12 protein-coding genes are annotated in these 26,934 nt (G+C 40.0%); 4 read left to right on the top strand and 8 right to left on the bottom strand.

What is annotated here, in order from left to right; translation table 11 throughout:
- Window positions 1-195 precede the first annotated feature (195 nt).
- From pncB to M1F25_RS07785, 4 genes are all read left to right on the top strand, one after another.
- Window positions 196-1,410 (top strand): nicotinate phosphoribosyltransferase, encoded by a 1,215-nt coding sequence (pncB, locus tag M1F25_RS07800; RefSeq protein WP_164455819.1) that lies wholly within the window; start codon window positions 196-198, stop codon window positions 1,408-1,410.
- 490 nt (window positions 1,411-1,900) lie between these two features.
- Complete coding sequence (gene asnS / locus M1F25_RS07795) at window positions 1,901-3,301, top strand: asparagine--tRNA ligase (protein ID WP_036957910.1); 1,401 nt, start codon at window positions 1,901-1,903, stop codon at window positions 3,299-3,301.
- 571 nt (window positions 3,302-3,872) lie between these two features.
- Window positions 3,873-4,985 (top strand): porin, encoded by a 1,113-nt coding sequence (locus tag M1F25_RS07790; RefSeq protein ID WP_181489688.1) that lies wholly within the window; start codon window positions 3,873-3,875, stop codon window positions 4,983-4,985.
- Window positions 4,986-5,395: 410 nt separating this feature from the next.
- Entirely contained in the window at window positions 5,396-6,586 is a 1,191-nt protein-coding gene (locus tag M1F25_RS07785) for an amino acid aminotransferase (protein ID WP_110591460.1), read from the top strand.
- 101 nt (window positions 6,587-6,687) lie between these two features.
- On the opposite strand, the gene M1F25_RS07780 is transcribed toward M1F25_RS07785, so the two are convergent.
- From M1F25_RS07780 to cmoM, 8 genes are all read right to left on the bottom strand, one after another.
- Window positions 6,688-15,342 (bottom strand): anthrax toxin-like adenylyl cyclase domain-containing protein, encoded by an 8,655-nt coding sequence (locus tag M1F25_RS07780; RefSeq protein WP_318839874.1) that lies wholly within the window; start codon window positions 15,340-15,342, stop codon window positions 6,688-6,690.
- 230 nt (window positions 15,343-15,572) lie between these two features.
- A complete protein-coding gene (locus M1F25_RS07775; protein ID WP_004256171.1) occupies window positions 15,573-16,220 on the bottom strand; it encodes an MBL fold metallo-hydrolase in 648 nt (215 codons plus the stop codon).
- Between the two features lie 39 nt (window positions 16,221-16,259).
- A complete protein-coding gene (locus M1F25_RS07770) occupies window positions 16,260-16,808 on the bottom strand; it encodes a YcbK family protein (RefSeq protein ID WP_004256173.1) in 549 nt (182 codons plus the stop codon).
- A 389-nt stretch (window positions 16,809-17,197) separates the two neighbouring features.
- Window positions 17,198-18,949: a L,D-transpeptidase gene (gene ldtD, locus M1F25_RS07765; protein ID WP_181489560.1), complete on the bottom strand. Its 1,752-nt coding sequence runs from the start codon at window positions 18,947-18,949 to the stop codon at window positions 17,198-17,200.
- A gap of 413 nt (window positions 18,950-19,362) precedes the next feature.
- Window positions 19,363-23,805: a chromosome partition protein MukB gene (gene mukB / locus M1F25_RS07760; RefSeq protein ID WP_181489559.1), complete on the bottom strand. Its 4,443-nt coding sequence runs from the start codon at window positions 23,803-23,805 to the stop codon at window positions 19,363-19,365.
- On the bottom strand, window positions 23,805-24,530 hold the full coding sequence (gene mukE / locus M1F25_RS07755) for a chromosome partition protein MukE (RefSeq protein WP_181489558.1): 726 nt from the start codon (window positions 24,528-24,530) through the stop codon (window positions 23,805-23,807). The genes mukB and mukE overlap by 1 nt, the downstream gene beginning before the upstream one ends.
- Window positions 24,511-25,836 carry a chromosome partition protein MukF gene (mukF, locus tag M1F25_RS07750; RefSeq protein WP_144140177.1) on the bottom strand — a complete coding sequence of 442 codons (1,326 nt, stop codon included), beginning with the start codon at window positions 25,834-25,836 and terminating at the stop codon, window positions 24,511-24,513. The genes mukE and mukF overlap by 20 nt, the downstream gene beginning before the upstream one ends.
- On the bottom strand, window positions 25,833-26,621 hold the full coding sequence (gene cmoM / locus M1F25_RS07745) for a tRNA uridine 5-oxyacetic acid(34) methyltransferase CmoM (RefSeq protein WP_140170786.1): 789 nt from the start codon (window positions 26,619-26,621) through the stop codon (window positions 25,833-25,835). Before cmoM ends, mukF begins: the two co-directional genes overlap by 4 nt.
- Window positions 26,622-26,934 lie beyond the last annotated feature (313 nt).

Below are 26,934 nucleotides of genomic sequence, written 5' to 3'. Positions count from 1 at the left end.
CCAAGAGGTAGAATAACACTTCTATCTTTTGCTAAAGTGGGTATACTTTTGCAACTTTAACGATTTAGCTAACGACTATTGCTGCTTTTATCTCATTGTGAATTTTTGAAAAATCAAACAGGTTTCAAGGGAAACAAGAGTAAAAATGAATAGCATTAGTGGTAAAGATAAGCTCCGCGAGGATGTCTGCGTGCCATGAATTTAGACGCTACACCAATTATTACATCACTGCTTGATACCGATGCTTACAAGCTTCATATGCAGCAGGCCGTTTTCCACCGTTACCACCAGGTACCGGTTGTCGCTGAGTTCCGCTGTCGTAGCAGTGAGATCTTAGGTGCTTACGCCAATGAAATCAGGCAACAAATTCAGTTGATGGCTAACTTATCACTTTCTGATAATGAACTGAATTTTCTCCGCCGCTTACCTTTCTTCCAAGAAGACTATCTTACGTGGTTAAAATCATTCCGCTTTAACCCTGAACAAGTCGTTGTCAGTACCACCGACGAAGGCCAATTGGCTATTCGCATTAGTGGGCCTTGGCGTGAAGTGATCATGTGGGAGGTACCACTCCTTGCATTGGTCAGTGAAATCATCCAAAAAGATAGGCACCCAAACATTCATCCGAGTGATGCTGTTCAGCAACTTAAAAAGCTGTTAAATGTTTTTTATCAACAAGCTGATGAGCACCAACTCGACTTGTCTAATTTTAAGCTAATGGACTTCGGGACACGCCGCCGTTTTTCCTACGATGTGCAATCCGCCATTGTTTCGATGCTTAAACAAGAATTTCCTTATCTTGTGGGGACTAGCAATTACAAACTTGCTCACGAGTTAAACTTAGCCCCTGTTGGCACACAAGCCCATGAGTGGTTCCAAGCCCACCAGCAAATCAGCCCTGAATTGGCAAATAGCCAACGCGAGGCATTGCAGAGCTGGCTAGATGAATACCCTAATCACTTAGGTGTCGCATTAACTGACTGTATCACCATGGATGCCTTTTTGCGTGATTTTGATGCTAACTTTGCGAACCGCTACCAAGGGTTGCGTCATGATTCAGGGGACCCGATCGAATGGGGCGAAAAAGCCATTGCTCATTACCAAAAATTGGGTATCGACCCTATGAGCAAAACACTGGTGTTCTCTGACAGCTTAGACTTACAAAAAGCACTTGAATTATATCGTTATTTCCACCAACGGATTAACCTTGTTTTTGGTATCGGCACTCGTCTAACCTGCAATATTCCCAATGTTACGCCGCTAAATATTGTGATCAAATTGGTAGAGTGCAATGGTAAGCCTGTCGCTAAGCTCTCAGATAGCCCAGGAAAAACCATTTGTGAAGATGATGAGTTCGTCAATCAACTCAGAAAAGCGTTCGACCTACCTAAAATGGAAAAAGCCAGCTAATTAAGTCTCTTTTCCCTAGCTCTGAGTAAGAATTTGCACTTTTCTTGCCCAGAGCTTCAAAACCCCCTTTTTCTTTTATTCACTTACTATTACTATAGCTTTTAAGCTCAATAACCACGCTTCGCTTCAACAGAAATGTTTTATCGCGATTTTTTACTTGTTTCCTAATAAATGGCAAGTAACATAGAGCTTTGGCCCCTGAAAAATGGGATTTCGTTAATATCCCTACTTTAACTATTTTAATCGCCATAAACCGATGACATTTTTTGAATAATATTCATAGATATAAGCGGTCGAATGGATTTAAAACAATTTGAATTACATCCTAAATAATTCGAGTTGTAGGAAGGCGGCAAACAAAGTGAGCCCTAGGAGCATACATAAGTATGTGACTAGGGTCGGTTTGTGAAGCCAACGCATCTACGGCTCGAAGTATGACGGATTGAGATAGTCGAAGTAGATATCGTTAAATATGAAGAGAGTGAATTATATGATAGTAGCGCCTGTAGTCGACGTACTGCAAGGCCGAGTGGCGGTAGGCACAGAAGTCACCGTTCAAGGCTGGGTACGTACAAGGAGAGATTCAAATGCTGGTTTTTCTTTCCTCGCCGTTTATGACGGTTCTTGCTTTAATCCGTTACAGGCTATCATTAATAATAATTTACCGAATTATAATGACGAAGTCCTGCACCTAACAACGGGTTGTTCTGTTGAAGTTACGGGTACCGTAAAAGAATCCCCAGGCCAAGGTCAATCATTTGAGCTTGAAGCCACTGCTGTAAAAGTTGTTGGTTGGGTTGAAGACCCTGACACCTACCCAATGGCAGCGAAGCGTCATAGTGTTGAGTTTTTACGTGAAGCCGCACACTTGCGCCCACGTACTAACTTAATTGGTGCTGTTGCACGTGTGCGCCACACTTTAGCGCAAGCTATCCACCGTTTCTTTGATGAGCAAGGCTACTTCTGGGTTTCCACTCCAGTGATCACTGCCTCAGACACCGAAGGCGCGGGGGAAATGTTCCGTGTTTCTACATTGGATTACAATAACCTGCCACGTGATGACAAAGGTGAAGTCGATTTCAGCGAAGATTTCTTTGGTCGCGAAGCTTTCTTAACCGTTTCAGGCCAACTGAACGGTGAAGCCTACGCAACAGCAATTAGCAAAGTTTACACTTTCGGCCCAACCTTCCGTGCTGAAAACTCAAATACTAGCCGTCACTTAGCTGAATTCTGGATGGTCGAACCTGAAGTGGCATTTGCATCTTTAGATGATGTCGCAGGCTTGGCAGAGAAAATGCTGAAATTCGCCTTCAAAGCCGCCCTTGAAGAACGTCGTGATGACTTAGAATTCTTTGCACAACGTGTCGATAAAGACGTTATTAACCGCTTAGAAAGCTTTGTTAACTCAGACTTTGCACAAGTTGATTACACGGATGCCATTAAAATCCTTGAAACTTGTGGTCAGAAATTCGAAAACCCTGTTTACTGGGGTGTCGATATGTCGTCTGAGCACGAGCGTTACCTTGCTGAGCAACACTTTAAAGCCCCTGTGGTTGTGAAAAACTACCCGAAAGACATCAAAGCTTTCTATATGCGCCTCAATGAAGATGGAAAAACTGTTGCTGCGATGGATGTATTAGCACCGGGTATTGGCGAAATCATCGGTGGCTCACAACGTGAAGAACGTCTTGATATGTTAGATGCCCGTCTTGAAGAAATGGGTATGAATAAAGAAGATTACTGGTGGTACCGTGATCTGCGCCGTTATGGCACCGTTCCTCACTCAGGTTTCGGCCTTGGTTTTGAACGTTTAGTGGCTTACGTCACTGGTGTGGGTAACGTACGTGAAGTGATTCCATTCCCACGTACCCCAAGAAATGCAGCGTTCTAATAACTGCTTTTCTATGTTAACACCTTAATATACGGGCCAACTAATGTTGGCCCGTTACTTTTCAGTCCTAATATGCTTTCACTATACAACTATCTCATCTTGTTACATCAAATTACAGCCACATGATAACCAGGTCACAATTTTTACGTTATCACCTTATTATTCTCCGCAAACAGCCAGCAATCTGCTACCACTAAGAATAATCTGCTTTTTAATCTCACTATTCTCTTTTTACTAGTGATAAATAACCGCTTTGCATTCGCTAAACTGCTCAAAAAAAACTCAATTTACCTTTTGAAAAAGTTCCCTAATTTTTGTAATATTTTTTAAACTGGTACGATGAGTGGTTATTTATTGCTCTATTTTTTACATTTTGAAACATCTAGTTACCATTTGTTTCAGAATCTTTGATTTTGTAGCACTTTGAGGGTAGATAATTTTATTTAGCAATGGAACACTGGTCGCTGACATAGACGACACTAATCTCTCATAAATAGTTCCAATTATTTTTTGCGAATTATTTTTGGCAGTGGCAGGTGTCCGAATAACACCAATGAGGGTAATAATAATGATGAAACGCAATATTCTTGCAATGGTTATCCCAGCTCTGTTAGCTGCTGGTGCAGCAAACGCAGCTGAAGTATACAACAAAGACGGCAACAAATTAGACGTTTACGGTAAAGTTGACGTTCGTCACTACTTCGCAGATGGCGGCAGCAATGGTGCTCCAAGCCAAGACGGTGATGATTCACGCGTTCGTTTAGGTGTTAAAGGTGATACTCAAATCACTGACCAACTGACTGGTTTTGGTCGTTTCGAGTGGGAAACTAAAACTAACAAAGCTGAGAACGAAGGCGAAAACAAAAACCGTTTAGCATACGCTGGTTTACGTTTTGCTGATTTCGGTTCAATCGACTACGGCCGTAACTACGGTGTGGTTTATGACACGAACGCATGGACCGACGTATTCCCATTATGGGGTGCGGACACTATGGATCAAGCAGACAACTTCATGACTAGCCGTAACCGTAACCTGTTAACTTACCGTAACAACAACGCGTTCGGCTATGTTGATGGCCTAAGCTTCGCTCTGCAATATCAAGGTAAAAACGGCGACGACAACCTGTCTTCTGCTGGCGTTAAAAAAGACAACGGTGACGGCTTCGGTTTCTCAACTGCTTATGACTTAGGTTGGGGTGTAACACTGGGTGGTGGTTACTCTAACTCTTCCCGTACACCAAACCAAAAAGCTATGGCTAACACTGGCGGTAAAAAAGCTGAAGCGTGGAACGTGGGTGGTAAATTCGACGCTAACAACGTTTACTTAGCGGCTATGTACGGTCAAACTAAAAACATGACTCGTTACGGTGCAGGCGGTGATGACTATTTATCAGGTGTTGCTAACAAAACTGAAAACGTTGAGTTAGTTGCACAATACCTGTTCGACTTCGGTCTGAAACCATCTATCGGTTATAACCAATCTAAAGGTAAAGACCTGAGCACTAAATACGGTAACAAAGATCTAGTTAAATATATCTCTGTGGGTTCTTACTACTACTTCAACAAAAACATGTCTGCAGTTGTTGATTATAAAATCAACCTGCTAGATAAAAATGATTTCACCAAAGCTTACGGTATCAGCACAGATAACGTAGTTGGTTTAGGTCTGATCTACCAATTCTAATTATCAGTTAACTGATAAGTTAGAAAACGGTAACATGTTTTTGTAAGCAGCGCTTCGGCGCTGCTTTTTTATTTCGCTCTTCCCACCTCAAACTGTGCCCCCTAAAAACTCCTAAATTATCGGTAAGACAGACTGATTCACCGCCTTTATAGATATTTATGGTTAGATTACATGCAATTCCTACCTAGTTCACAAGATCTCGCCGATTTTTGGTAAAACGGTTGGCAAAAAGCCTTTATCACGTTACCCTGAGAACTCGACTCGTTCGACTAAACCCGTTTTCAGCTACACCCGCGAGTTTCGTATGGTATGGGCAGATTACAAGCAAGGATAGCCAACCGCATTCTCACTTATGCCTTCATACCTTAGGAACTGTGTGGGTACCACTACAGAGCTTTGGAATCGACAACATGTTTGAAAAAATTACTTCTGCCCCTGCTGACCCAATCTTAGGTCTTGCTGATAGTTTCCGTGCTGATCCCCGCGATAATAAAATCAACTTAGGTATTGGCGTCTATAAAGACGAATCAGGGAAAACCCCTGTGCTTGATACCGTTAAAAAAGCAGAAAAATTCCTGCTGGATAACGAAAACACCAAAAACTATCTTGCGATTAGCGGAATGCCAGAGTTCGGCCGTGTAACACAAGAACTGTTATTCGGTGCACAACATGAAATTGTCACCTCAAAACGTGCACGTACAGCGCAAGCACCCGGCGGTACTGGTGCCCTGCGTATCGCAGCTGATTTTATTGCGAAGCAAACTAATGCAAAACGCGTTTGGATCAGCAACCCAACTTGGCCTAATCACAAAAATATTTTTGAAGCGGCTGGCTTAGAAGTGCTGACCTACAATTACTATGATGCAGCCAACCACGGTATGGATTTCGACGGTATGCTTAACAGCCTGTCATCCGCTGTTGCTGGCGATGTGATTGTTCTACACGGTTGCTGCCATAACCCAACGGGTATTGACCCAACTTCTGAGCAATGGACAAAGCTGGCGGCATTATGTGCGGAAAAAGGTTTATTGCCGGTTTTTGACTTTGCTTACCAAGGTTTCGCAAAAGGCTTAGATGAAGATGCCGAAGGCCTGCGTATTTTCACCAAAAACAACCCTGAAATGATTGTTGCGAGCTCATTCTCTAAAAACTTCGGTTTATACAATGAGCGTGTCGGTGCTTGTACCATCATTGCCAAAGACAGTGACAACGCAGAGCGTGCATTTAGCCAAGCGAAAGCGGTTATTCGCGCCAACTACTCAAACCCACCAGCGCACGGTGCGGCAGTGGTAACAACCATCCTTTCTGATGACGTATTAAAAGCTGAGTGGATCCAAGAGTTAACCGCAATGCGTGAACGTATTAAGCGCATGCGCCAACTGTTAGTGAAAACATTGGAAGAAAAAGGCGCCAAACAGGACTTTAGCTTCATTATTAACCAAAATGGTATGTTCTCCTTCAGTGGCCTAACAAAAGAGCAGGTAGAGCGTCTACGTAGCGAATTTGGTATCTATGCCGTAAGCTCTGGCCGTATTAACGTGGCAGGATTAACATTAGAGAACATGGTTCCATTATGTGATGCCATCGTTAAAGTGCTGTAATCATTCAAATGTGTTAACGCTTAACCTTTGAAAATAATAAAACAGCACCTTTAATATCATGCCAGTCAGTCCCATTACTGACTGGCTATTTTTATAAACAACTATTTAAGGTGGCTAAGGAAGCGCTCAGTTATTTGTACCGCCCCCCAATTCTTTCTATAATTACTGTTATTTATACTAAGATCGAGATTGCTTTCATAATCAATGCGTTCCTCAACAAGTAACTGAACCAAACGGTCGATGGTTTGCTCTATATGTTGTTCTGATAATTGCGAGTAACTACTGAGATGACGCACCTGCATGACACTATTCATTGACCCAATATGGTTGTTATGAGATAGCATCACTTGCCTGCCGCTCTTTGAGCGATATATTGTTTCAGCAACCTTAGCTGACAATTGTTTATAACTGACTTCTTCAGTATCAAAATCAATTAGAACCACCTGATTGCGCCCCTCAAAATCAGTGATCTTCACATCGCCTTTACCGTGACCGCTGACAATATAGAGGTCGTCCCCTTGAGCTGCTGCTAATTGGTCTTTTCCATCTAAAGAGATGAGCACATCTTGATGCATGCCTTGCGCCCATAAAATATCATCACCTTGCCCACCATATAGCACATTTTCACCACCATAAGTTATCAGCTTATCGTGACCACTATCTCCTTTGATGATACGCCCATATTCACTCATATCCATGACGCTATCATTGCCAGCTAAAGTATCAATAAGCCAATTATTTCTAGGGCTATCCTGCTGTAATAGAATCCCATCATCTCTCAACGTTAGGTTTAAAGGCCTTGCTACACCATCAACTACCACGCCATTTAATGTGCTTGCAAGCTCATCAACGGGTTTCCAAGTGGTGAACTCCCCTGACTGTTTGGCTTTATGGAGTTTTTCAGAGAGATAATTAACGAGCGGAGTCATCCCGTGGCTCGTGGAGGAGTTAAATTTTTCGTCCAGCCGCTCATAGTGGTGAATATTGAAGCTCCCCTCACCATCATCGTTAGAAGCCTTAATTTTTACCAGTTTACCGGCTGGTGAAGCATAAAATTGGTATATTGAGTCACTTTCTTCAATTGGTTGACGTTTAAAATTGACTAAATGAATATGGTTATTGCCAATCTGGTCTTCAATATAAATGGCACCTGCCTGATGACCATCAATTAAATAGTGGTCATCACCTGCCCCGCCCATTAACGTATCGTTCCCTTGACTGGATAACAGCAAATCATCCCCAGAGCCACCACTAATAAAGTTGTCCCCAGAACCACCATATAATAGATTATTACCACCGCTGGCTTTAATATTATCATCACCATCCCCTCCCAACAGGACATAGCTTTCTAAGCCTTTATTGATAATAGTGTCATCACCATTTTGAGCATCAATGACATGTTTTTCGGTTCGATAGCCCATTGGCATTATAATTTGATCATCATCTGCGCTACTTTCATTAACTGGGGTTACTGGTGTTAAGCGGTTTTCCTGTAAGTTGACTTTAAATAAATTGCTATGCTTGTCTTGAAGTAAAACAACATCGGAGAGCTTATTGCCTACATTCGTAAACTTAATAGTCAATTGTTTTTGCCCGAATTTATCTAAACGGTATAGCTGCCCATCGTCCATATTCAGCGAATAACCATTTTCGGTAGGCAGCAATAGGCACAGGCTGTCCTTATCCGTAAAGCTGTCATTGACTTTAGAAAAATCAAACTCAACCTCACCATATTCCTCTTTACTTTGTACAATTTGGTAGGTATCGATTCCATGGCTAACTTCAATATAACTACCTAATTTTATTAGGGGTAATATATTATTTTGACTATTTCCACGGTAGGTTAAGTGTTCAGCACGGCCTATTGGCGTAAACCATCCCCAATTAGGCTCCTTATAATGACGTGATTGGTTTATCGTTATAGTACCCATTGGTTCATCTATTTTGACAGATTTTCCGTCTGTAGATGATAATTGATCCCCTTCTTGTATATAGCTTAAACTAAAATACTTGTTAGGATATTTTTCATCTATTACCGTTGTCATCATCCAACCATCAAGGGTTTGTAATCGATAGACATGATGTGGCACCTTCGAATCCGCATCTTGCACATTTTCGAGGACAATAATGACCTCACTTTCCACATTTTGAAAAAAGTGACCATCAATACTATTTTTGGGTGGTTTGATTGTTAAAACCAAGTTGTTGCCGTCTAACTGAACTTGCCTTATTTCATCTATAAAATACTCTATAGCGACTCTGCTTTGTTGGTAATTAGATTCTTTGATAACCACTTTCGCCTGAAACTTATGGTTACTTTGTGTATAAATAGGGTTTAGGTATTTTCGCGTTTTAACCGCTTTCTCTTTTCCATCAAAATAGCGCTCGGTAAGGTGCAAGTCGTCAACATGGTCAAGCCACTCATAACGGCGAATATGATAACTATCATTACCGTCACCACCAGCTGCAATACCTTGAGTTAAAATGAGTTTATCATCCCCCCCTTTGCCCTCTACAATGTCTTTTCCTAACCCACCATCCAATATATTTGCCGTATCATTTCCCCGTAAATGATCATCGCTATTCCCTCTTATCATCACATTTTCCATACTTTGCAAATGGGCAACTGGAATAAAAGAGTGATTTCGCTCCCGCTGATAAAGCACCGTATTTTTGTTTAAATTTACATAGACACGGTGGCTATCTGGTAGGTTATCAATAATAATTGTGTCCTGCCCGTCTTGGCCATCTAGATACTTGGTCGCCTCCTTTCCCCCTCGTGAAGTTAACGATGCTAAACAACTATCCCGAATAAAAAATAGATCGTCTTTATCTCCCCCTGCAAAATACTTTTCACCTGATAATACTTGAAAGGCATTCTTCTGTGATTTTTTACCGATTACAACGTCATTACCATTAGCCGTATTCCAGCTAGTCCCTTCACTATTGGTATTTTCAATATATAACGCTGTCCGTTGGCTGTTATTCACTAAATGCTCACTGAAAACGCGTTCGTTTTCCCTTAGCATTTGTTGCCCTAATACACCAAATTCGGTTTTTTTCGAATAAAAACTAATTTGTTCCGGGTTGGAATTTATTAACTGGTCTTGAAGAGGCAGTGATAATTCATCATCTAAAATTTGGTGTCGTACTTTAAATTCATCTAATAACGAGTTCTTATAGGTAGAATTTAAAGAGTAACGCTCATGAGTCGCTATGCTCCCCGTATTTCTAAGGTCAAATATCTCTTTCTCTTTAGCTTGAATACGAAAATCATGGTGAATAGACCATCCCATATTTTCATAAAGGTGTTTTAAGTTTTTAAACCACGCCGTCGTTCTGACAAGTTTATTTTGTAAAATGAATTTAACTTCATCAGCAGTAAACAGAGGTGCCTCTTTACGTAAAAAACGTACCGTCGTATTTCCCGCCCCTATATAGAGATTCCCCAACTTACCGTAAAAATAATTATCATAATTATCAACCAAGTAGTATCGAGGCTCATTCTCATAGGTCGGCTTTTCAATGACACTAAGGTGGTGAGCAAACCCTGCCTGCATAATATTATTTTCAAATAAAGCGAGATCCATATTCCAATCTTGCTCTTTAAACGCATTAATATAATGTTGTATATTCATTTCTTGCTGGCTACGCATGGTTGGGTCTAAACCTAAAGCACCGCGGATCCCCTCTTCTAATTCACGATCCCAGCCAATATCAATAACTTCTTTGATGTTTTCAACCGCACGAACACCGCTATAGACCCAGCCCCCGACAAGTAATATCCCTCCTACAGCTAACCCAATTACAGGTATAATAGACGAACCAACTAAGACACCAATAACAGTGAGCCCATTAACCACAGCGCTAGCAATAGAGAAATAAGCATTTACGATAAGATCTTGGCGTTGTTTCGGGTCTGTGACACTGTCTAATTTAGATAAGCTGTCGTAGGCTTGGTAAACATCAATTCCCATCCCTACCAAATTGAAAATCACCACTACCCCCGTGGCAATCCTCGCACGAACCAACGAAGTGGCTCCCTTACTGGATGCAATATTTAATAGCATTGGTTGCACTATCATATCGCCATAATTGAACAAGGCAGATGCCGCAAGTAAATAAAACTGTTTTTCTAACTCTTTAATTTCCTCATCACTAATATCAGGGTTATCTAGTTTATCTAAAATGGCATATGCGCTAATTAGGCTTTGAATAGCTCCGGCTGCTCCCATTGCTTGCCCAGAACGATTTGCCAAGCGTTGAAATTGAGGAAGCCTCTTACCTGCTTGACGAGTCTTAAGTAAGACTGTGGATGGGATACTATTTTTCTGAAAATCGATACTATTCGCTAAATATCTAAACTGTTTTTTTAATACCCCAGACTCAGCAAAGTTAGCTTGGTGATCAACTAATTGGTGGATATCTGCTGATTTTAATTGCTCATGGAACACTTTGATGAAAGAAAGATCTTCTTTCCCACCTTCCATCAACGTGAAATACATTGTTAGTTTTTCTGGTGAAAAACGAATTTTATTATGTAGATAAGCCGTATTGATATCACCTAAAGAAATCGGTTTTCCATCAATAGTGGCACCTAATTGTTGTAATTTGGCAAAGGCAAGTTTTTCACCGTTAATAGTGACCCAAACGTTTTTTGGTAACGTAAATTCAGTTTGTTCAATAATTGATTGCCGCTGGCTACGTAGAGAAGACAATGCGCTTTTAAAGCTAGCCGAGTCTAAGTCAATAATCTGGAAATCTGCTCTAAATTCCCCTTCAGAAAGTTGGTTATTTTCACTAAAGTAATGCTTAATTTGCTGTTGAAACTGCTGCTGAGCTTGTTGAGAAGAGCTATTTTTTACATTAAGTTGGAGCCCATGGGGATCAAATAAGCTGATTTCATAACCGCCATTACGTTGTACATAAGTTACGGTATAAGTGACCGATTTCCCCTTTAAGAAGATTATTGCGTTATCCACTTCGCCAAGTGTTGCGAATAGACTACCAAGTGATTGATCCGCTATTGAAATCCCATTTTTGTGGAGTTCAGTATTAATATCTTGGCTGTACTGCTCCATCTTTATCAGCAGTGAGTTTTCTGCTGATGTCGATGCATTTTTCACTGTGGCTTGTTCTATTTGCCCTTTACGTTCAATAAAATCTCGTGCTGAATGGCTTTCCCCTAAATACAGTTCAACCGCGTATATTCCCCCCAAAGTTTGGTCCATCTCTCGGCTTTGAGCGCCTGAACGAATAATTCCATGCTCTACTAACTCAACTTTATTACCATAAATCAATTGTTGATTAAATTTAGCCAATCGCTGTGCTTGGTAATTTTCATAAACACTAAATGCATCGGTGAAAGAATATTTTTCTAATGGCGCATTTTCGCCAATAAAATTGGCAGTGGCTAGCTCACTAAATTTTATTAGTTTATTACTAAATAAAATATATTCATGATTATCTGTAACTAATGCTAAAATTTTGCCTTTATCGATTCCACTTCCAGCAGGAAATAATTTCATTAATAACTTTTGTGAACGCTCACTTAAGTGATTTAGTATCGTGATGTCATTTCTTATCGCAGACAATAATATCTGGATATCACTCGCTTGTTGCTGATAACGACTTGATATTTCTAGTTCTAAAAATGGCTTTAGTAATAGTGAATTAGCTTCAAACTTTTGACTTAACGTTGCATTTAGTTTTCGGTTTACTAACGGATCAGAGACTGCAATTTTTAGTTTTTTAACATCAACATTGCCATTTCCATCAGAAAAATACTTCAATAAATAGGTATATTCAGTCTTATTAAGATCTTGAATAGAATTTTTGTTTAATGCTATATTTTCAAGCACTTCAACAATAGAGTGATGTGTATGTTCGCTTAGTATTGGTATTGCGCTTTTTTTATTATTTGACTTTAAAAAATCATTTTTACTTTCATAATTTGAACCAGAGTTAATTTTCAACAAAATTTTACGTTTATTAAGGTTGCTAGAAAACTCAGAAATAAACTGCCTACTCCTATCTCCCATATTACTTATCATAGAATCAGTAAAATGGAACTCAATATTATTAGAATCTACTTGTGGATACTTCTGTTTTAATACTAATAACTCATCAGCTAGTTCAGTTACTGATTTTCTAATAATACCCTCATCACCTATAATCAACCAATTAACCTTTTGTTGACTTTGCTCTGAAGTGGCAAATTCTAAAGAACCGTACTCTAAAATATGTTTGCTTCGTTCTATATCCATCTGAAATATAAGCGTGCCAAATGGGTTCCTTGCCGCTATTTTTTCTGCATAAATTAAACCCGATTTACTATCTGACAATCGAACAATAACGACCAAGTTTGAACTCATCTGTTGCTTACTTAGCGGAACCTTAAGAATGTTTTCAGCATCTACCATTTGCCAAATAGGTACATCGATAATATTCATCTTTCTCAGTTTCTTGGTAAACTTTGCATGAAAATTCGCTGGTAAAATCCCATTATTTTTCTTTATTTCTTCATGAAATAACCTATACACATCTGGGTTATAGCACACTTTTTTTAATAAATTCATATTAAATAATCTAGAATATGCACCTTTAAACATACGTAAAGGATCTAGCTTAGAAGGTTGCTTTAACTGCTCAAAAGTAAGTTCACCACGGCGTAATTCATTAATAAAATGTAGCGCCGCTAACTGATTATTAATCTCTACCTGACCTGTTTTGGGATTATATATATAAATCATTTTATAGTTTTTTGTATTAATAAGACCTTTAATCCCACCCTCTGGATAAACTTTTTTCTTTCCATTACTTGCAACTGTAATTGCTCGATTGTAAGCAACAACTGGTGCATTTAGTTTATTTTTTCCTAACAGTACAACGGCTTTCAGTGCAAAATTTTCATTTACCCCTCCTCGGCTTAACTCACAGCCCAACATAATTAATTTATCTGGATTATAATTATTGAATACTTTTTGTTTTAAATAAATTAGTCCATCTGTATATTCTTCCGCTGATTTATCAGCATAGAGTGTTGGGTTATTTTCACCTGAATAATCACCATGGCCTACAGTTACCCAACGTACTTTCCCTGATTGCGCTCGGACAATATCACCATATATAATTTTATATTGCTTGGTAGTTAAGCTATATTGAATAATCATCGAGTCATTCGGGTGTTTGGCAAATGCATTAGCTACAGCATCTGCGGTTACATTATCTCCCTCTAATTGAATGATGACATTATAGCTATATTTTTTTGCGGACTCACTGTTAGTGCTTCCTTGTTGCATATTTTTTATCTGTCCGGATTTCCTTTCTTCATATTTATGCAAAGGATTATTCCAAACATCGATATCATCTATTTCTGTCCCATTCCCTCCGGCAAGAATAGATTTTCGTTTATTGTCTTCTAGATGGATATCATTGAACTCATCACCAATATCAAGAATAACTTTCTCATTAGATTGCTGCTTGTTTTCTTTATTTTCAGCATTATCGTTAAGGTTTTTTTTTCGACTAATTTCTGCTAGTCCTTTTAAATAGGTATCTGATATTTTTCTTTTGGGTTCAAATAATTTTCCATGATCACCTTCACTCCATTTTTTATTTAACGGAGCACGATACCCCTGATTAATTAATAATTGCTGGAAATTAGATAGTTGTTCTACATTATCAATAATAATAGAACCATTAAAATTCATTGGAAAATACGTCTCAATTGATTCCGTTGACCCTTTAAGCTTATTTCTCCCCTTTAAGTTTTCAGGTAAGAAAAAAGTTATCGGAAAATTTTCACTCATCACACTGGCAGGGTTGGCATCATCAGCACCGTGGTGAACCAGTTCAAACCCATTTTCACGGCCTAGCAGGCGGTTCATCTTATCTTTGAGTTGTTTTATTTTCTTATTGCTAACACCATTATCCTGCCCCTCATAACGATCATATTCCGTTTTATTATTAAATAGTTTTTTTTCCTTTGCTGATAATTCATCATAATTAACACTTGCTTTCCATGTTTCCCACGATGGCATTTCTCTCACATTGATATAATGCTCTAAATCTGACATTGGAAATATAATGCTAAATAAATCATAATCTGCCGTGACAGGCTTGCCAGTCTTAGTATCGCCAACAACTAGAAACTCTGTAAGTTCTCCATTTTCTAGATGATAAACTTTCCAGTTATCCGATGTTCTGTCTGCACTTTTTTTCAGGAAAAAGACTTTTTCATTATCATCAACAATGGATGTAGTACGATAATAGCCTTCATCATTAATGAGTTCTAACGGTGAGATAGCACTAAGTTGACATAATTCATTTATTCGCTGAGTACTAATCTCTAAATGGACACTAATCGCCTTACTGGATTGAAACAGCTCTTGAAGCTGGCTATTAAGTTTATCACTGTTAGTTCGGCCTGATTTTTTAGCAAATTCCTGTTGTACTGGGATAAAACCACTATGAGGCCCCCAGTCTGCACTTTTACCTTTGATAGCCAACCCCTTACTACTGTACTCCCCCGATTCAATTAAACTCGTTGATTTAGTATCTATCGGCCTTATACCAATAATAATATTTTCCTCATTAGCTATTTTCGTAAAAATGCGTTGATGGCTAGCTGGAATACCTGTTTCGACCTGTGGAGTCTTTTCTGTTAACGGTTTAAGTTGTAAATTGATACTCGAATAATCTTGCCCTGTTTTGCCATTACCTTGAGTTTTAACATTAACATCCTTATCATTCATATTCTTATTTCCCTGAAAATTACAAATTCACTAATAATTTCAATTAATTATTTGTTTATTATTAAAAAAACAATTATTTGTTCGATAGGAAAATAGCAAAATTCGAGGTATTCCAAAACTCAGTCAGGAACAATTAGGACATAGTGTTAACTATTATTTATTTGTGACATGATTAATATTAAGTTATAAAAAACCCCCTGTAATTAAGGGGGTTAAGTCAGATTAGATAATTACCAAACAGGTAACTCATCTTGCAAGAAAGGGTTTGTTTTCCGCTCAAAACCGAGATTAGACATCGGCCCATGACCAGGGATAAATTGATAATCATCGCCAAGCGGTAATACTTTGTTTTTAATTGATGAAATTAAGTCTTGATGGTTACCGCGTGGGAAGTCACTACGACCAACACCACCTTTGAATAATACATCACCCATGGAAATTAATTTATCAGCATGGTTCACAAAAATAATATGACCGGGCGTATGGCCAGGACAATGCAGTACATCAAATGTAATATTGCCACAAGTCACTTTGTCCCCTTCTTCTAACCAGTAATCTGGTGTGAAGTCAGGGCATTCGCCTATATAAAACATTGCATTTTGCTCTGCGAGGTTTTCAATCCAAAAGGCGTCTTCTTTTTGTGGACCATAAATAGGCACTGAAAAGTGCTTAGAAAGGGTAGCCGATGCACCGATATGATCAGAGTGACCATGCGTTAACAGAATTTTAGTTAACTTCAGCCCAAGGTTTTCAATAGCAGAAATTAACTTCTCTGCTTCTCCACCGGGGTCAACAACAACTGCATCTAACGTATTTTCATCCCAAATAACTTGGCAGTTTTGCATAAACGGTGTTACTGGGATAATAGTATATTTCATCGAGCAATTACTCCATAATCTGTGTCACCTATGCACAGATTACCATGTTCTTGCAGGCCCTGTATCAATATGTATAAAATTGCTTCGAGGATAATAACCAACACCACCTGCTTTCATTTTCAGCGCAGCTTTACGGATATTACTCAATTGTAACCCTTCGATATGGAAATCCATCGCCTGCCCGCGTGTGTGGTAGCTTTTCTTTGCCACCCCAGAGCTTTTACTACGTAATTTATTATTAGTCTCTAAAGAACGATAACCAGAGATCAGTTGGACAGGTTTGTTTGTTCCCATCATCATTTGTAATAAATAGATTTGGTCAAACAGTTTTGGGTCAATAGTTTTCACTTTGTCGCAACGGTAGTCACGGAAAAAATGATTTAAACGTGCTAGTTCAGACTTATTATAACGGCGCCCGTCAAAAAATTCGGTTTTTAACGATTCGCCTGTATTAATATTTTGAAAACGCAAAATTCGTGGTCGAGGGGTCGTCATTGCAGCAAAGACATGGCTTGGTAATAAACTAAGGCCAATCGTTGCAGCCCCAATACCTAACCACTTTCTGCGGGATTGATCAATTATATCCATAGGTGATAGCTCAGACTCTAATAATTTCAGTATTAATCGATAAAATTTTGGCAACCTATTGAGTCTAGCAAATCATGCTTAGCTTTAATGTATAATTATGTAAAGATATGCATACTTAACAGGAATTTTATTGCAGTTTTCGTCAGTAATAGAGTTTTGTCACTCAAACTGCTCGAAACATGCAATCTTAGACACAAAATATGCTGCCTTTATCAAAGTAAGTAAAATAGCCATAGCTGAATAACTATAAAACAATGGAATAAACAGGATAAAAACGGAGAATAGAGGAAACGTCACGGAATGAAAATTTACGAAGAACTATGTTCAGGCCGTTAATACGTAAAATAATTAAGGGGAGAAAACTCCCCCTTACAAATTAAAACTCACAATTAGTGTAAAATCTTTTTCAACATTGGCAAATATTTATCTGCATTATCAATAGAATTATCATACTGATAAATATCTGCTCGATATTGTGGCTGTTGGTCTTTATCTACCCAAGCCGTTTGGTAGTACAGAAAAACTGGGATTCTATCTGGTATATTCACATACCGTGTTGACCCCTCTTTCAATGCACCGTCAATTCGTTTTTGTTCCCAACCTGCATCACCTAACAAAATACTGGCTAACTCACTTGCTTTATTCACACGCACACATCCAGAGCTTATTGCACGTGCATTACGATTAAACAAACTATGGTTTGGTGTATCGTGTAAATAAATCGCATCTGAACTCGGCATATTAAACTTATAGCGCCCTAATGAGTTAGTTGGGCCCGGAGCTTGTCGAATTCGATATGGGAAATTAGCTGGGGTGATATTATCCCAGTCAATAGCATATGGGTTGATTTCATATGAATCAGCCCCCCAACCCGAATAAACCGTATAGCCTTTTCGACTAAAATAACTTGGGTCTTGCTTCCCTTTTGGGGCGATATCTTTACGTGCCATACTGGTTGGCACACTCCAAGGCGGGTTAATTACCACGTTATTCAGTGCGCTGCTCATGATCGGTGTTTTGCGATCTGCACGACCAACAATCACTTTAGAATCTAAAATGACTTCGTCATTTAAATAGAAATCTAAAGAGTAGCCTGGAATATTAACTAATATCCCTGTACCACGACTTGCAGGAATAATACGTAAACGTTGCATATTAAGCGCCATTAAACCCGCTTTTTGTTTTGGCTGCATATTTAACCAAACACGCGTGCCTTTTCCAACTACGCCGTCGGCCTCTAAACCATATTGTAATTGGAATTTTTTTACAGCATCAACGAGTTCTTGGTCATATACTTTGGACACGGTACTTGCAGGTGCATCACTTGGCTCTGTTGGTTCGACGGTTTGTTCAACCGCCAGTTCTGCAACTTGAGCCATTGTTTCAGGAGGGGCAACTTCTTCGGTTACATTTCCACCCTCAAGTAACCCTTCACGTTGTAAGATTTGACGTAACATAACCACATCATCGCTAGACTGCCCTAGCTTTAATGCTTTTGTTCCTACTATTTCTAGGTTATCTTCAGGCATCGCCAATAATTTCAGCATTTCCTTGCGCATTGGCAAATACATTGGATGATTCGGTGCCTGTGATTTTACCCAACTACTTAGGTTATTAGATTCAACGGCATCTAGCCATGGTTTCATTTGAGCCGTTGTTGGAGCAATAATTTTATATGGCCGATTAGTATATAGCCAGTACTGCCCGCTCGCCTCTACTGATGATAAATACTGTAAATAGCCAAGCATGGCATCAGATAAAATAACGTCGCGGCCCAGTTCATTTAACTGGTTATTTTCCAGTATTGCCAACCATTCCCCAAATTGAGGCTGAACCCCAGCAAGGGATAATTCTGCCAATTGTTGTTGAAATTGGCTAATTGCCGTTTCATCTTGCCACAATAGCTGCATTTTCCTATCAGCATATAGTTTTGCTAATTGCGTAGAAAAAATAGGTTTCACATCCGTAGGAAGTGATTGTGTTATTTTTACTAAACTTTCTGTTGGTGTAACTGGAGCTACCGCTTGAACTTCAGAAACACTTTGCTGCGTATTTTCTTCATTTGAAAATGCAGGAAACTGTAACGCCATCAACCCGCATATTACTGAGACTTGCAGAGCTCGCACTCTTCTCTTTGCCATACATCCACCTTAATTAACTACATGGATAACAATATTTTTTATTATAATTACAATTTTATTGTATTTAATTTTAGCAGTAATGTTATAGGAATAGACTAATTTTCCTTTTTTCGGATTATAGACAGATAACCACTTAATGAGAAAAAGAATTATTTTCATTATTAGTGGGTATTTATTGGTGCTTTAAACATAGATGAATTTTATTTTAATTAAAAGCTTTAGCTAACGCTTTCTTTCTCACTTAATTTCCATATAGAAAAAGAGGTTTTCATCATGAAAAAATATGTTTTAAACATCGGGTTTTATTCAAATTAATTAATAATCTTGTTAAATTGCATTTGCACTATTTGTTAAATACAAGAAAACCGATATTTATTCCTAAATACCGGCTTTCATTTCATTCACAAAAACTATTACTGCAATGTTGGTGCTTGTACGTTCGGGGTTTCTTGTCCGAAGCCTTTTAAGCCAACCACATGCACATGCTCATGATTACCAACCACTTTACGAACTAGCTTATAGGTTGTGCCCTTCTCAGGGCTAATATTCTCAGGCGCCGCAATAATTAGCTGCATTTCTAACCTGTCACACAGTTCAAATAAGGTTGCAATTGATTTAGCATCTAATCGCGCAGCTTCATCTAAGAATAATAACCGGCAAGGAATAATATCTTTAGCACGCAGACGGCGAGACTCTTCTTCCCAGCTTTGTACTACCATCACTAAGATGGACATACCTGTACCAATAGCCTCACCGGTGGATAACGCACCACTTTCTGCTTTTAACCAGCCATCTGAACCTCTATTAACCTCAACTTCTAATTCTAAGTAGTTGCGGTAATCGAGTAATTCTTCACCGATGGTTTGTGGCAACCGCTGCCCAACATCCACTTGAGGGTTAAGGCGTTGGTATAATTTCGCCATCGCTTCAGAGAAAGTTAACCGTTGGCTGGTAAACAAGTCTTGGTGCATTTCACTTTCTTCAGAAAGGACACTGAGTAACAGCGCATGGCTTTCTCGAATATTCACATTGAGGCGAACCCCTTTAACCTGACCAAATGCCACGGCTTGCAGCCCTTGGTTTAGCATACGAATTCGATTCTGTTCGCGCTGAATGGTTTTGCGAATAATATTCGCCACACTTTTTGAACTGATCGCCAATTTTTGCTCACGCGCCGTTAGCTCTTCCGTTAAGCGCGCCAGCTCAATTTCCATTTGCTCGATTGCATCAATCGGGTCATCTGTACGAATGATGTCTTGGCGAATACGTTCACGTAGGTGTTGATATACCGCGATAAAGAATTTGATCTTCCGCTCAGGGTGTTTTGGATCTTCGGACAAACGCAGTACATCACGTAAATGTTCGTTATCCGCAACCGCTAAACGCAACGCACCTAAGGCTTTATCCGACATGGAACGTAAGCTGTCACCGTCAGTATAGGCCAGCTCACGGCGATGTAAACGACGCTCGACGCCATTGTCTTTCACCAAGCGCATTACCGCACACCAACCTGCTTTTGCCGTCACTACCTGCTCACGCAGCATATAGTAGTCTTTTTCTAACTTACGAAGGCGCTTCTGTAAGTTATCCATTTCAGCTTCACATAATGTCAGCTGTTTTTCTAACTGGTTAATACGGCTACGATTTTCCATGACGCGCTGGTGCAGCTCATCACGTCGAATACGAGCGCGCTCTTGAGCATCAGGATCAGCTTTTACGCCGATCTCTTGCATCTCAACCTCGAGCTCTTTCAACATTTCTTGTTTGGTATCGAAAGAACTGCGTAACGAGGCGAGAACTTGATGGAATTGTGCACTTTGCGCTTGGTGCTGACGCAGCTGTTCGCGAGCGCGTGTACGCTCGGTTTCTGCCTGTTCTAAACGCTGACGTAATTTTTCATTCAAGTCCGCGTTTTCATTCACCATTCCTGTTGAGTCACTGTAACTAAAGTGAGCACGACGCTGAACAACCTCAACTAATGCAAAGGCTTGCTGTTTTGCATTTTGTTGGCTGTGTTTTGCTGACTCATAATCTTTGCGTAATTGTTCATGTTGTTCAGGATCACTGAGTAACACTGTCACAATCGGTTCTAACTTTTCTAACGCATTACCATGTTTATTCAGGAAATGTGCCGCTTCTTCTGCTTCCGTTAGTTCTTCGTTTATCTCTTCGACTCTGTCCGCCAATGTTTCATCGAGTAATAACCCCATTTGAGGTAATAAACGATTAAGAGCCGCAAGGCTTTCTTTACCTTGTGCAAATTGTTGGCGTTGCTGCTGAGTTTGCTCTTCAAATTGTGCCAAAGCACGTTCAATTTCCGTGCGTTTCTGGTTAAGCGAACGAATTTCAGCTTCAGGATCATCTTCAAAGGCCACGGAAATGTGTTGGCCTATAAACCGACTGAATGCTTGGTGAGAACGCTGAATTTTCTGCACATCAAATGACAGGTTCGCGTAACGCTCAGCAAGCTCATCACGTTCAGCAGTTAATGACTCTAAATGACTTTCACGAGCAGCACGACCAAACAAAGGTAATTCAGGATAACGAGAGTAACGCCATTGACGCTCAGACGAACGGACTAATACCGCATTTTCAAATTCCTGCGCATCAAAAACGCTGTCATCGAACGATTGAGGATCCCCCTCGATAAAATAAACATCGTCAGGGCAATCTTGTAATGTTTCGAGCTGGCCACGGACCACAGATAAGTCTTGAACCACAATACCATGACGAGCTGGGCCATATAACGCAGAAAAATAAGCCGCATCTTCGATGGTAATGTCATCATAAATTTCTGATAACAAAACACCATTAAAACGCTCAGCCAACGCTAACATGCGGCCATCTTCCGCACCACTTGGCTGACTTAACCGCTCAATTTGCTTTTCGAGATCTTTACGTTGCGCAGCAACTTCATCTCGTTCAACCGTTATTTCCCTTTCTTGTTCAAGGAGTTGCTGCATAAACTCAGTCACAGCAGTACTTGACTCAAACGTTTCATGGGATTGCTCATTAAGCTGCGTTAGCGCTTCTTGAGCCATAATCCATGCAGGGGCTTTAGATGAAAGTTGGCTAATACGCTGGCGAATTTGTTCCAGTTCTTGGCGCATTTGCATTCGTCTTTCGCCACTCTCATTCACACCAATACTGAGCTCTTCTTGTTGCGCTTCCAGCTCAGCCATCAGTGCATCAAGTTCATCTGGCTCATAGCTTTGGCCATGACGTTTACAGAATTCCGCCAATAAGCGTTCTGCATTTTGCTGGCTATTCAGACGTTGTTGCAATTCAGATAGCTGCATACGTAATGGTTGTACACGATCCGCTAAATGTTGTTGTGATGACCAATCACGTAATAATGTACGCGCTTGTTGGTATGCATCACTGCGGCTAACTTCCCCTACCATATTTCTAACTAATTGATAGGCTTGCTCAAATTGGCTATGTGCGGCATCCGCCACACTCATTTTTTGCTCAAGCGCTAATAACGCTTGGGTAGCTTGTTGTTCACGCGCTTCGAAGGTATCTAGCCATTCATCTGCGTTATCAATGGATAATTCAGGAAGCTGGCACAATTCACGAGCACGCGTTAAGGCATGCAAGGCTTGCTGGTACTGAATGGCTCGTGTTTGTTGTACATCCAGTGCTTGTTGGTAGTCAGCTAATTGATTTTTTAATTCATCAACTTCAATTTCAGCAGCTTCAGCTCGTGCTTCATATTCTTCTTGAGTTTCAGTCGATTCAGCAACAACTTCACTTTGTTCTTCAAGACGATAAGTCAGTTCTTCGATATCTGCTTGATAGCGATCGATTTTTTCTTGTTGGCGCAGCGCGGCTTGCACTAAATTTAAATGGTCACTGGCAGCTTGGTAGTCAGCTTCTAATTCTGTAGATGCCCCATTTTGCTCATTCAATTCACGCGCCATTTCGACGCTACGAACTTGTTCAACACGTAATTGTTTACGGCTAGCTAATAGCTCATTGCGCGCAGCCAGTGCTGCATCAAGGTGAATGCGTCTTTCATTGGAATGACGCATATAATCCGCAGAAACATAATCATTCGCCTGGCTAATCAAATGTTTGAATAAGTCGCGGTCTGATTGAGTGACACGAATGGCTTCTAATGTTAAACGGTTTTCACGCAGAGCCGCTTCCATATCTTGGAATGCTTTACGTACCCCACTGTTTTCTGGCAACAAATAATCACGTAATGAGCGAGTAATGGCACTAGAAATACCGCCATATAGTGACGCTTCAATCAGTCGATAATATTTGCTTCGGTCACTCGCAGAACGTAAGCGTTTCGGTAACACGCCTAATTCAAACAGTGTCGAGTGGTAATCGGTAATTGAGCTAAACTGCTTAAACAAAACGCCTTCCTGTTCTTCAAGACGTTCTTTTAGCTCATTGAGTGGGATCACTTTTGCTTGGCGGCCATCGATAACTTCCGTCAATATTTCCGTTGGAACTGTCGCTAATGGAATGCCTTGTACCATAAATGGCTTAATATCGACTTTTTTATCGCGCCCTGCGACTTGCTGTAAACGCACCCCCACCATGACGCGCTGATGCTTCGAATTTAACACATCCAAAATAGCGTAACAGACACCAGGACGTAACTTACCATGCAAGCCTTTATCACGAGAACCTGAGGTCGCGCCGGCTTCCGTTGTGTTACGGAAGTGAAGTAAGGTTAAATCTGGGATCATCGCGGTAATAAATGCCGCCATGGTTGTTGATTTACCCGCACCATTACCACCCGATAACGTGGTCACTAATTCATCAAGGTCAAAAGTTCGGGCAAAAAAACCGTTCCAATTCACCAGCGTCAGTGAGCGAAATTTTCCGCGTTCAATCATTATTCTTCATCCTCATCACTTTCTGCCAGTTCTTGACTCTCTTCGCCACCCTCTTCATCACTATCTTTTAGTGATAATTCACCGTCAAGAGAGATAGCTTCACCATCACGGATCATCCGTAACTGTGCATCTTGTGGGTTATCGCCACTGCGCACATCGGCGCCAAAACGGAATACAGATTCACTAATAATAAATTTACTCGAATCATTTTGCAGAAAATGCACCATTCCCAAGCGACGTAAACGATTGAGTGATGTTCTTAATTTTTCCTGCAATTTTTGTTTATCTAGGTCAGAGCCTGTCGAACGTTGATTAACAAATTTAAGTAGTTTGCTTTCATCCGCTAATGATAATAATTCTTCAAATAACTCTTGTGAGGTAAAAATACCTTGGTTACTCAAGCGTTCAGGGCTGAGATAGAGATAACAAAGAATTTTCCCAACCATCATATCTAATTCAGATAACACAGAGCGAGGTATTAAGGTTGTTGATCGCGGACGTAAATAGAAGAACCCCTCAGGGGCACGAATTAATTCTACGTTATATCGTGCATAAAATTGTTCTAATACTTCCTGAAAATCCATTAAAAATGCGTGGTTATCAAGGTCATCAACACTAATATGGCGACCTGAACGCAATTGGCTGTCTAGCTCTGGAAAAATCGGGTTAGCTAATGCTTGAGCCAGTTTAACTGGCATAAATTGTTCAATATTTGTCGATGACATGTGCCTGTACCTTGGCTCCGTGATCATTAATAGCTTGCCATTCTGCCGGTAATCCCGCCAAATCAGCCTCTGCGATACCTAATTTAACAGCTTGGTCGATAATAATTCGAGCAACATCAAAATGACGTTTTTGTGGATATTGCAGTAAGTACTCATGCAACACACGGCCAACATCGAGCGGCCGTTGCTCTGCTTTATAAATAGCTAACTCAACTTCCATTAGCTCAGCAAGCTTGTCATTTAATTCACTAAACTCTTCAAACTCAAGCTCTGGTGGTAATTCACCCATGACCTCTTCATCATGCAACGCGAGCTCTTCATCACGCATATCGAATAACCGATCCGCATTAGCGTAAGTGAGTGCCCAAGGGCTATCAAGGTAGTGCTGAACGGATTGACGTAACCGCTGAGAAAATATTCTATTTTTATCCATATCGATAGCTGTACGGATAAACTTATGAACATGACGGTCATAACCAATCCATAAATCGATAGATTGTTGACCCCAGCTAACAATACGGTCTAGTTTATTTTGCAGGTCAAAAACCAACCTATCCACTAAGTCAGAGAATGCCGGCGCATTCATATTAGCTTCTTGAATACGTAATAAATTCGCTTGCAGTTTATCCCCTGCGGCTTCCAATGTGTCTTGCAACTCACGCAATGTACCTGATGTTTCTGATAATAATTGCTCACAGTTAGCAATAGCTGCCTGCCAGTCTTGATTTAATAATGCGGCAATATCTTCTTTTACTGAATTTTGCTGTTCATCCATAATACGTTGGGATAAATCAATACTGTCAAAAATTTCAGCAACTGAATATTTTAGTGGGGCAAACACGTAACGATGCCAATAAAATTCATCACCACCTTCCTCTGCGGCTTCAGCGGCACGTTGCAGCTCTCCTGCAACAATAGAAAGTTGCATGGAAAGTCTTAATGTTGAGAACTCTCTCTGACGAATATAATAATCGCTGATGCCAATCCCCAAAGGGGTTAGCCGGTAAATTGCATTACCTTCAACAATGTCACTGGCAAAACGGTTAAAAATCTTCTGGCGAACCATATCATTGATGGCATTATTGGCCCTTACTGACAATGATTCAGTTGTCTGCTCAAACCCTTTGCAAACTTCACGAAAGGCATCAACCAGTTCCCCTTCACTCATTTCACCATTGACTCTTTCACTGTTTAATACCGCTACCGCGAGCAAAAATGCTAAACGTTCAGCGGGAAGTGAAATCGAAAAATCATTTTTTCGTGCCCAAGACACAAGTTCAGGGACGGTCTGGGAAAAATCACTCATAAATCGTCCTTTTGTATTTGTTTGCGTGCCATGACATGAATATAACGCCCCATGCTAATATAGGGTTCTTCACGGCAATACTGCTGTTCTAATGCCAACAATGCCGGAAAATCTTTTTGCTGTAACTGCCGACTTTGTAAATAGTCATGGAATACCCTGACACCACTTTTACCGATGATTTGCATATTACACTCGCCTAACCAAGCATCAACCTGATGAGGAAAAAGCGGGTTTTGTGGTGATAACGAGCGTTTACGACGACGTTGAATATGTGGCGTTGCAAGATGAAAATTTCCCAAAATTGCATTACGCATCACCAGACCATTTGCATTATAGAACATGACAGAAAATACGCCTTCTGGTCTAATTATATCTACCAGTTGTTCAATTGCATATTTTTGATCGCTAATCCATTCAAGTACCGCATGAAATAAAACAAGGTCAACAGGTTCATCAATATATTGTGCGATATCTTGCACTGCACAATGAACAAAACGCATGTTATCGCTAATACCTTGTTCCTTGGCAAGCTCACTGCCTCGTTCCAACATCTCTTCAGATAAATCGCAAAGTATCACCTGATGCCCCATTTCGGCGAGTTTGCGTGAAAAGTGTCCTTCACCACCACCTGCATCAAGTATTTTTAGAGTTTTACCCTCAAATTGGCTGCTTAATAATTGAGTTAAATCTTGCCAAACTACCGCTTCTCGTATTTTTCCTTTTGTCGTTCCGTAGATATTTTTTGCAAATTTATCGACAATATCATCAAAGTTGCGGTCTGCCATGTGCTATCCGGTTGCCTATCATCTATTATTTAAAGCGGTTTATGAGCCAATTTGTCGCGAAAAAACGTAAAATGGTTGATTACATCCTGATATTGAGAAAATTAACTCTAACCAGAAATATTCTCACATTGCAGCGTATTTATCACATACAATGCGAGGCGACTGTTAAAACAGGAATTATAACAGATAATAGCTATATTTTTGCATAGTACTTCATTGTGCTCAGCAATTTTCAGTTTGCTACTATTAAACACTATTCTGTTATTTTCCCTCTAATTTCGCTGCGTTATTGCATATTTTTCCGTAGATTCTG

Origin of the sequence: Providencia sp. PROV109 (assembly GCF_033681625.1) — a bacterium.
In the GTDB taxonomy this organism is placed as follows: domain Bacteria; phylum Pseudomonadota; class Gammaproteobacteria; order Enterobacterales; family Enterobacteriaceae; genus Providencia; species Providencia hangzhouensis.
The sequence above is the reverse complement of the archived record's forward strand: the minus strand, read 5'-3'. Positions and strand labels throughout refer to the sequence as shown.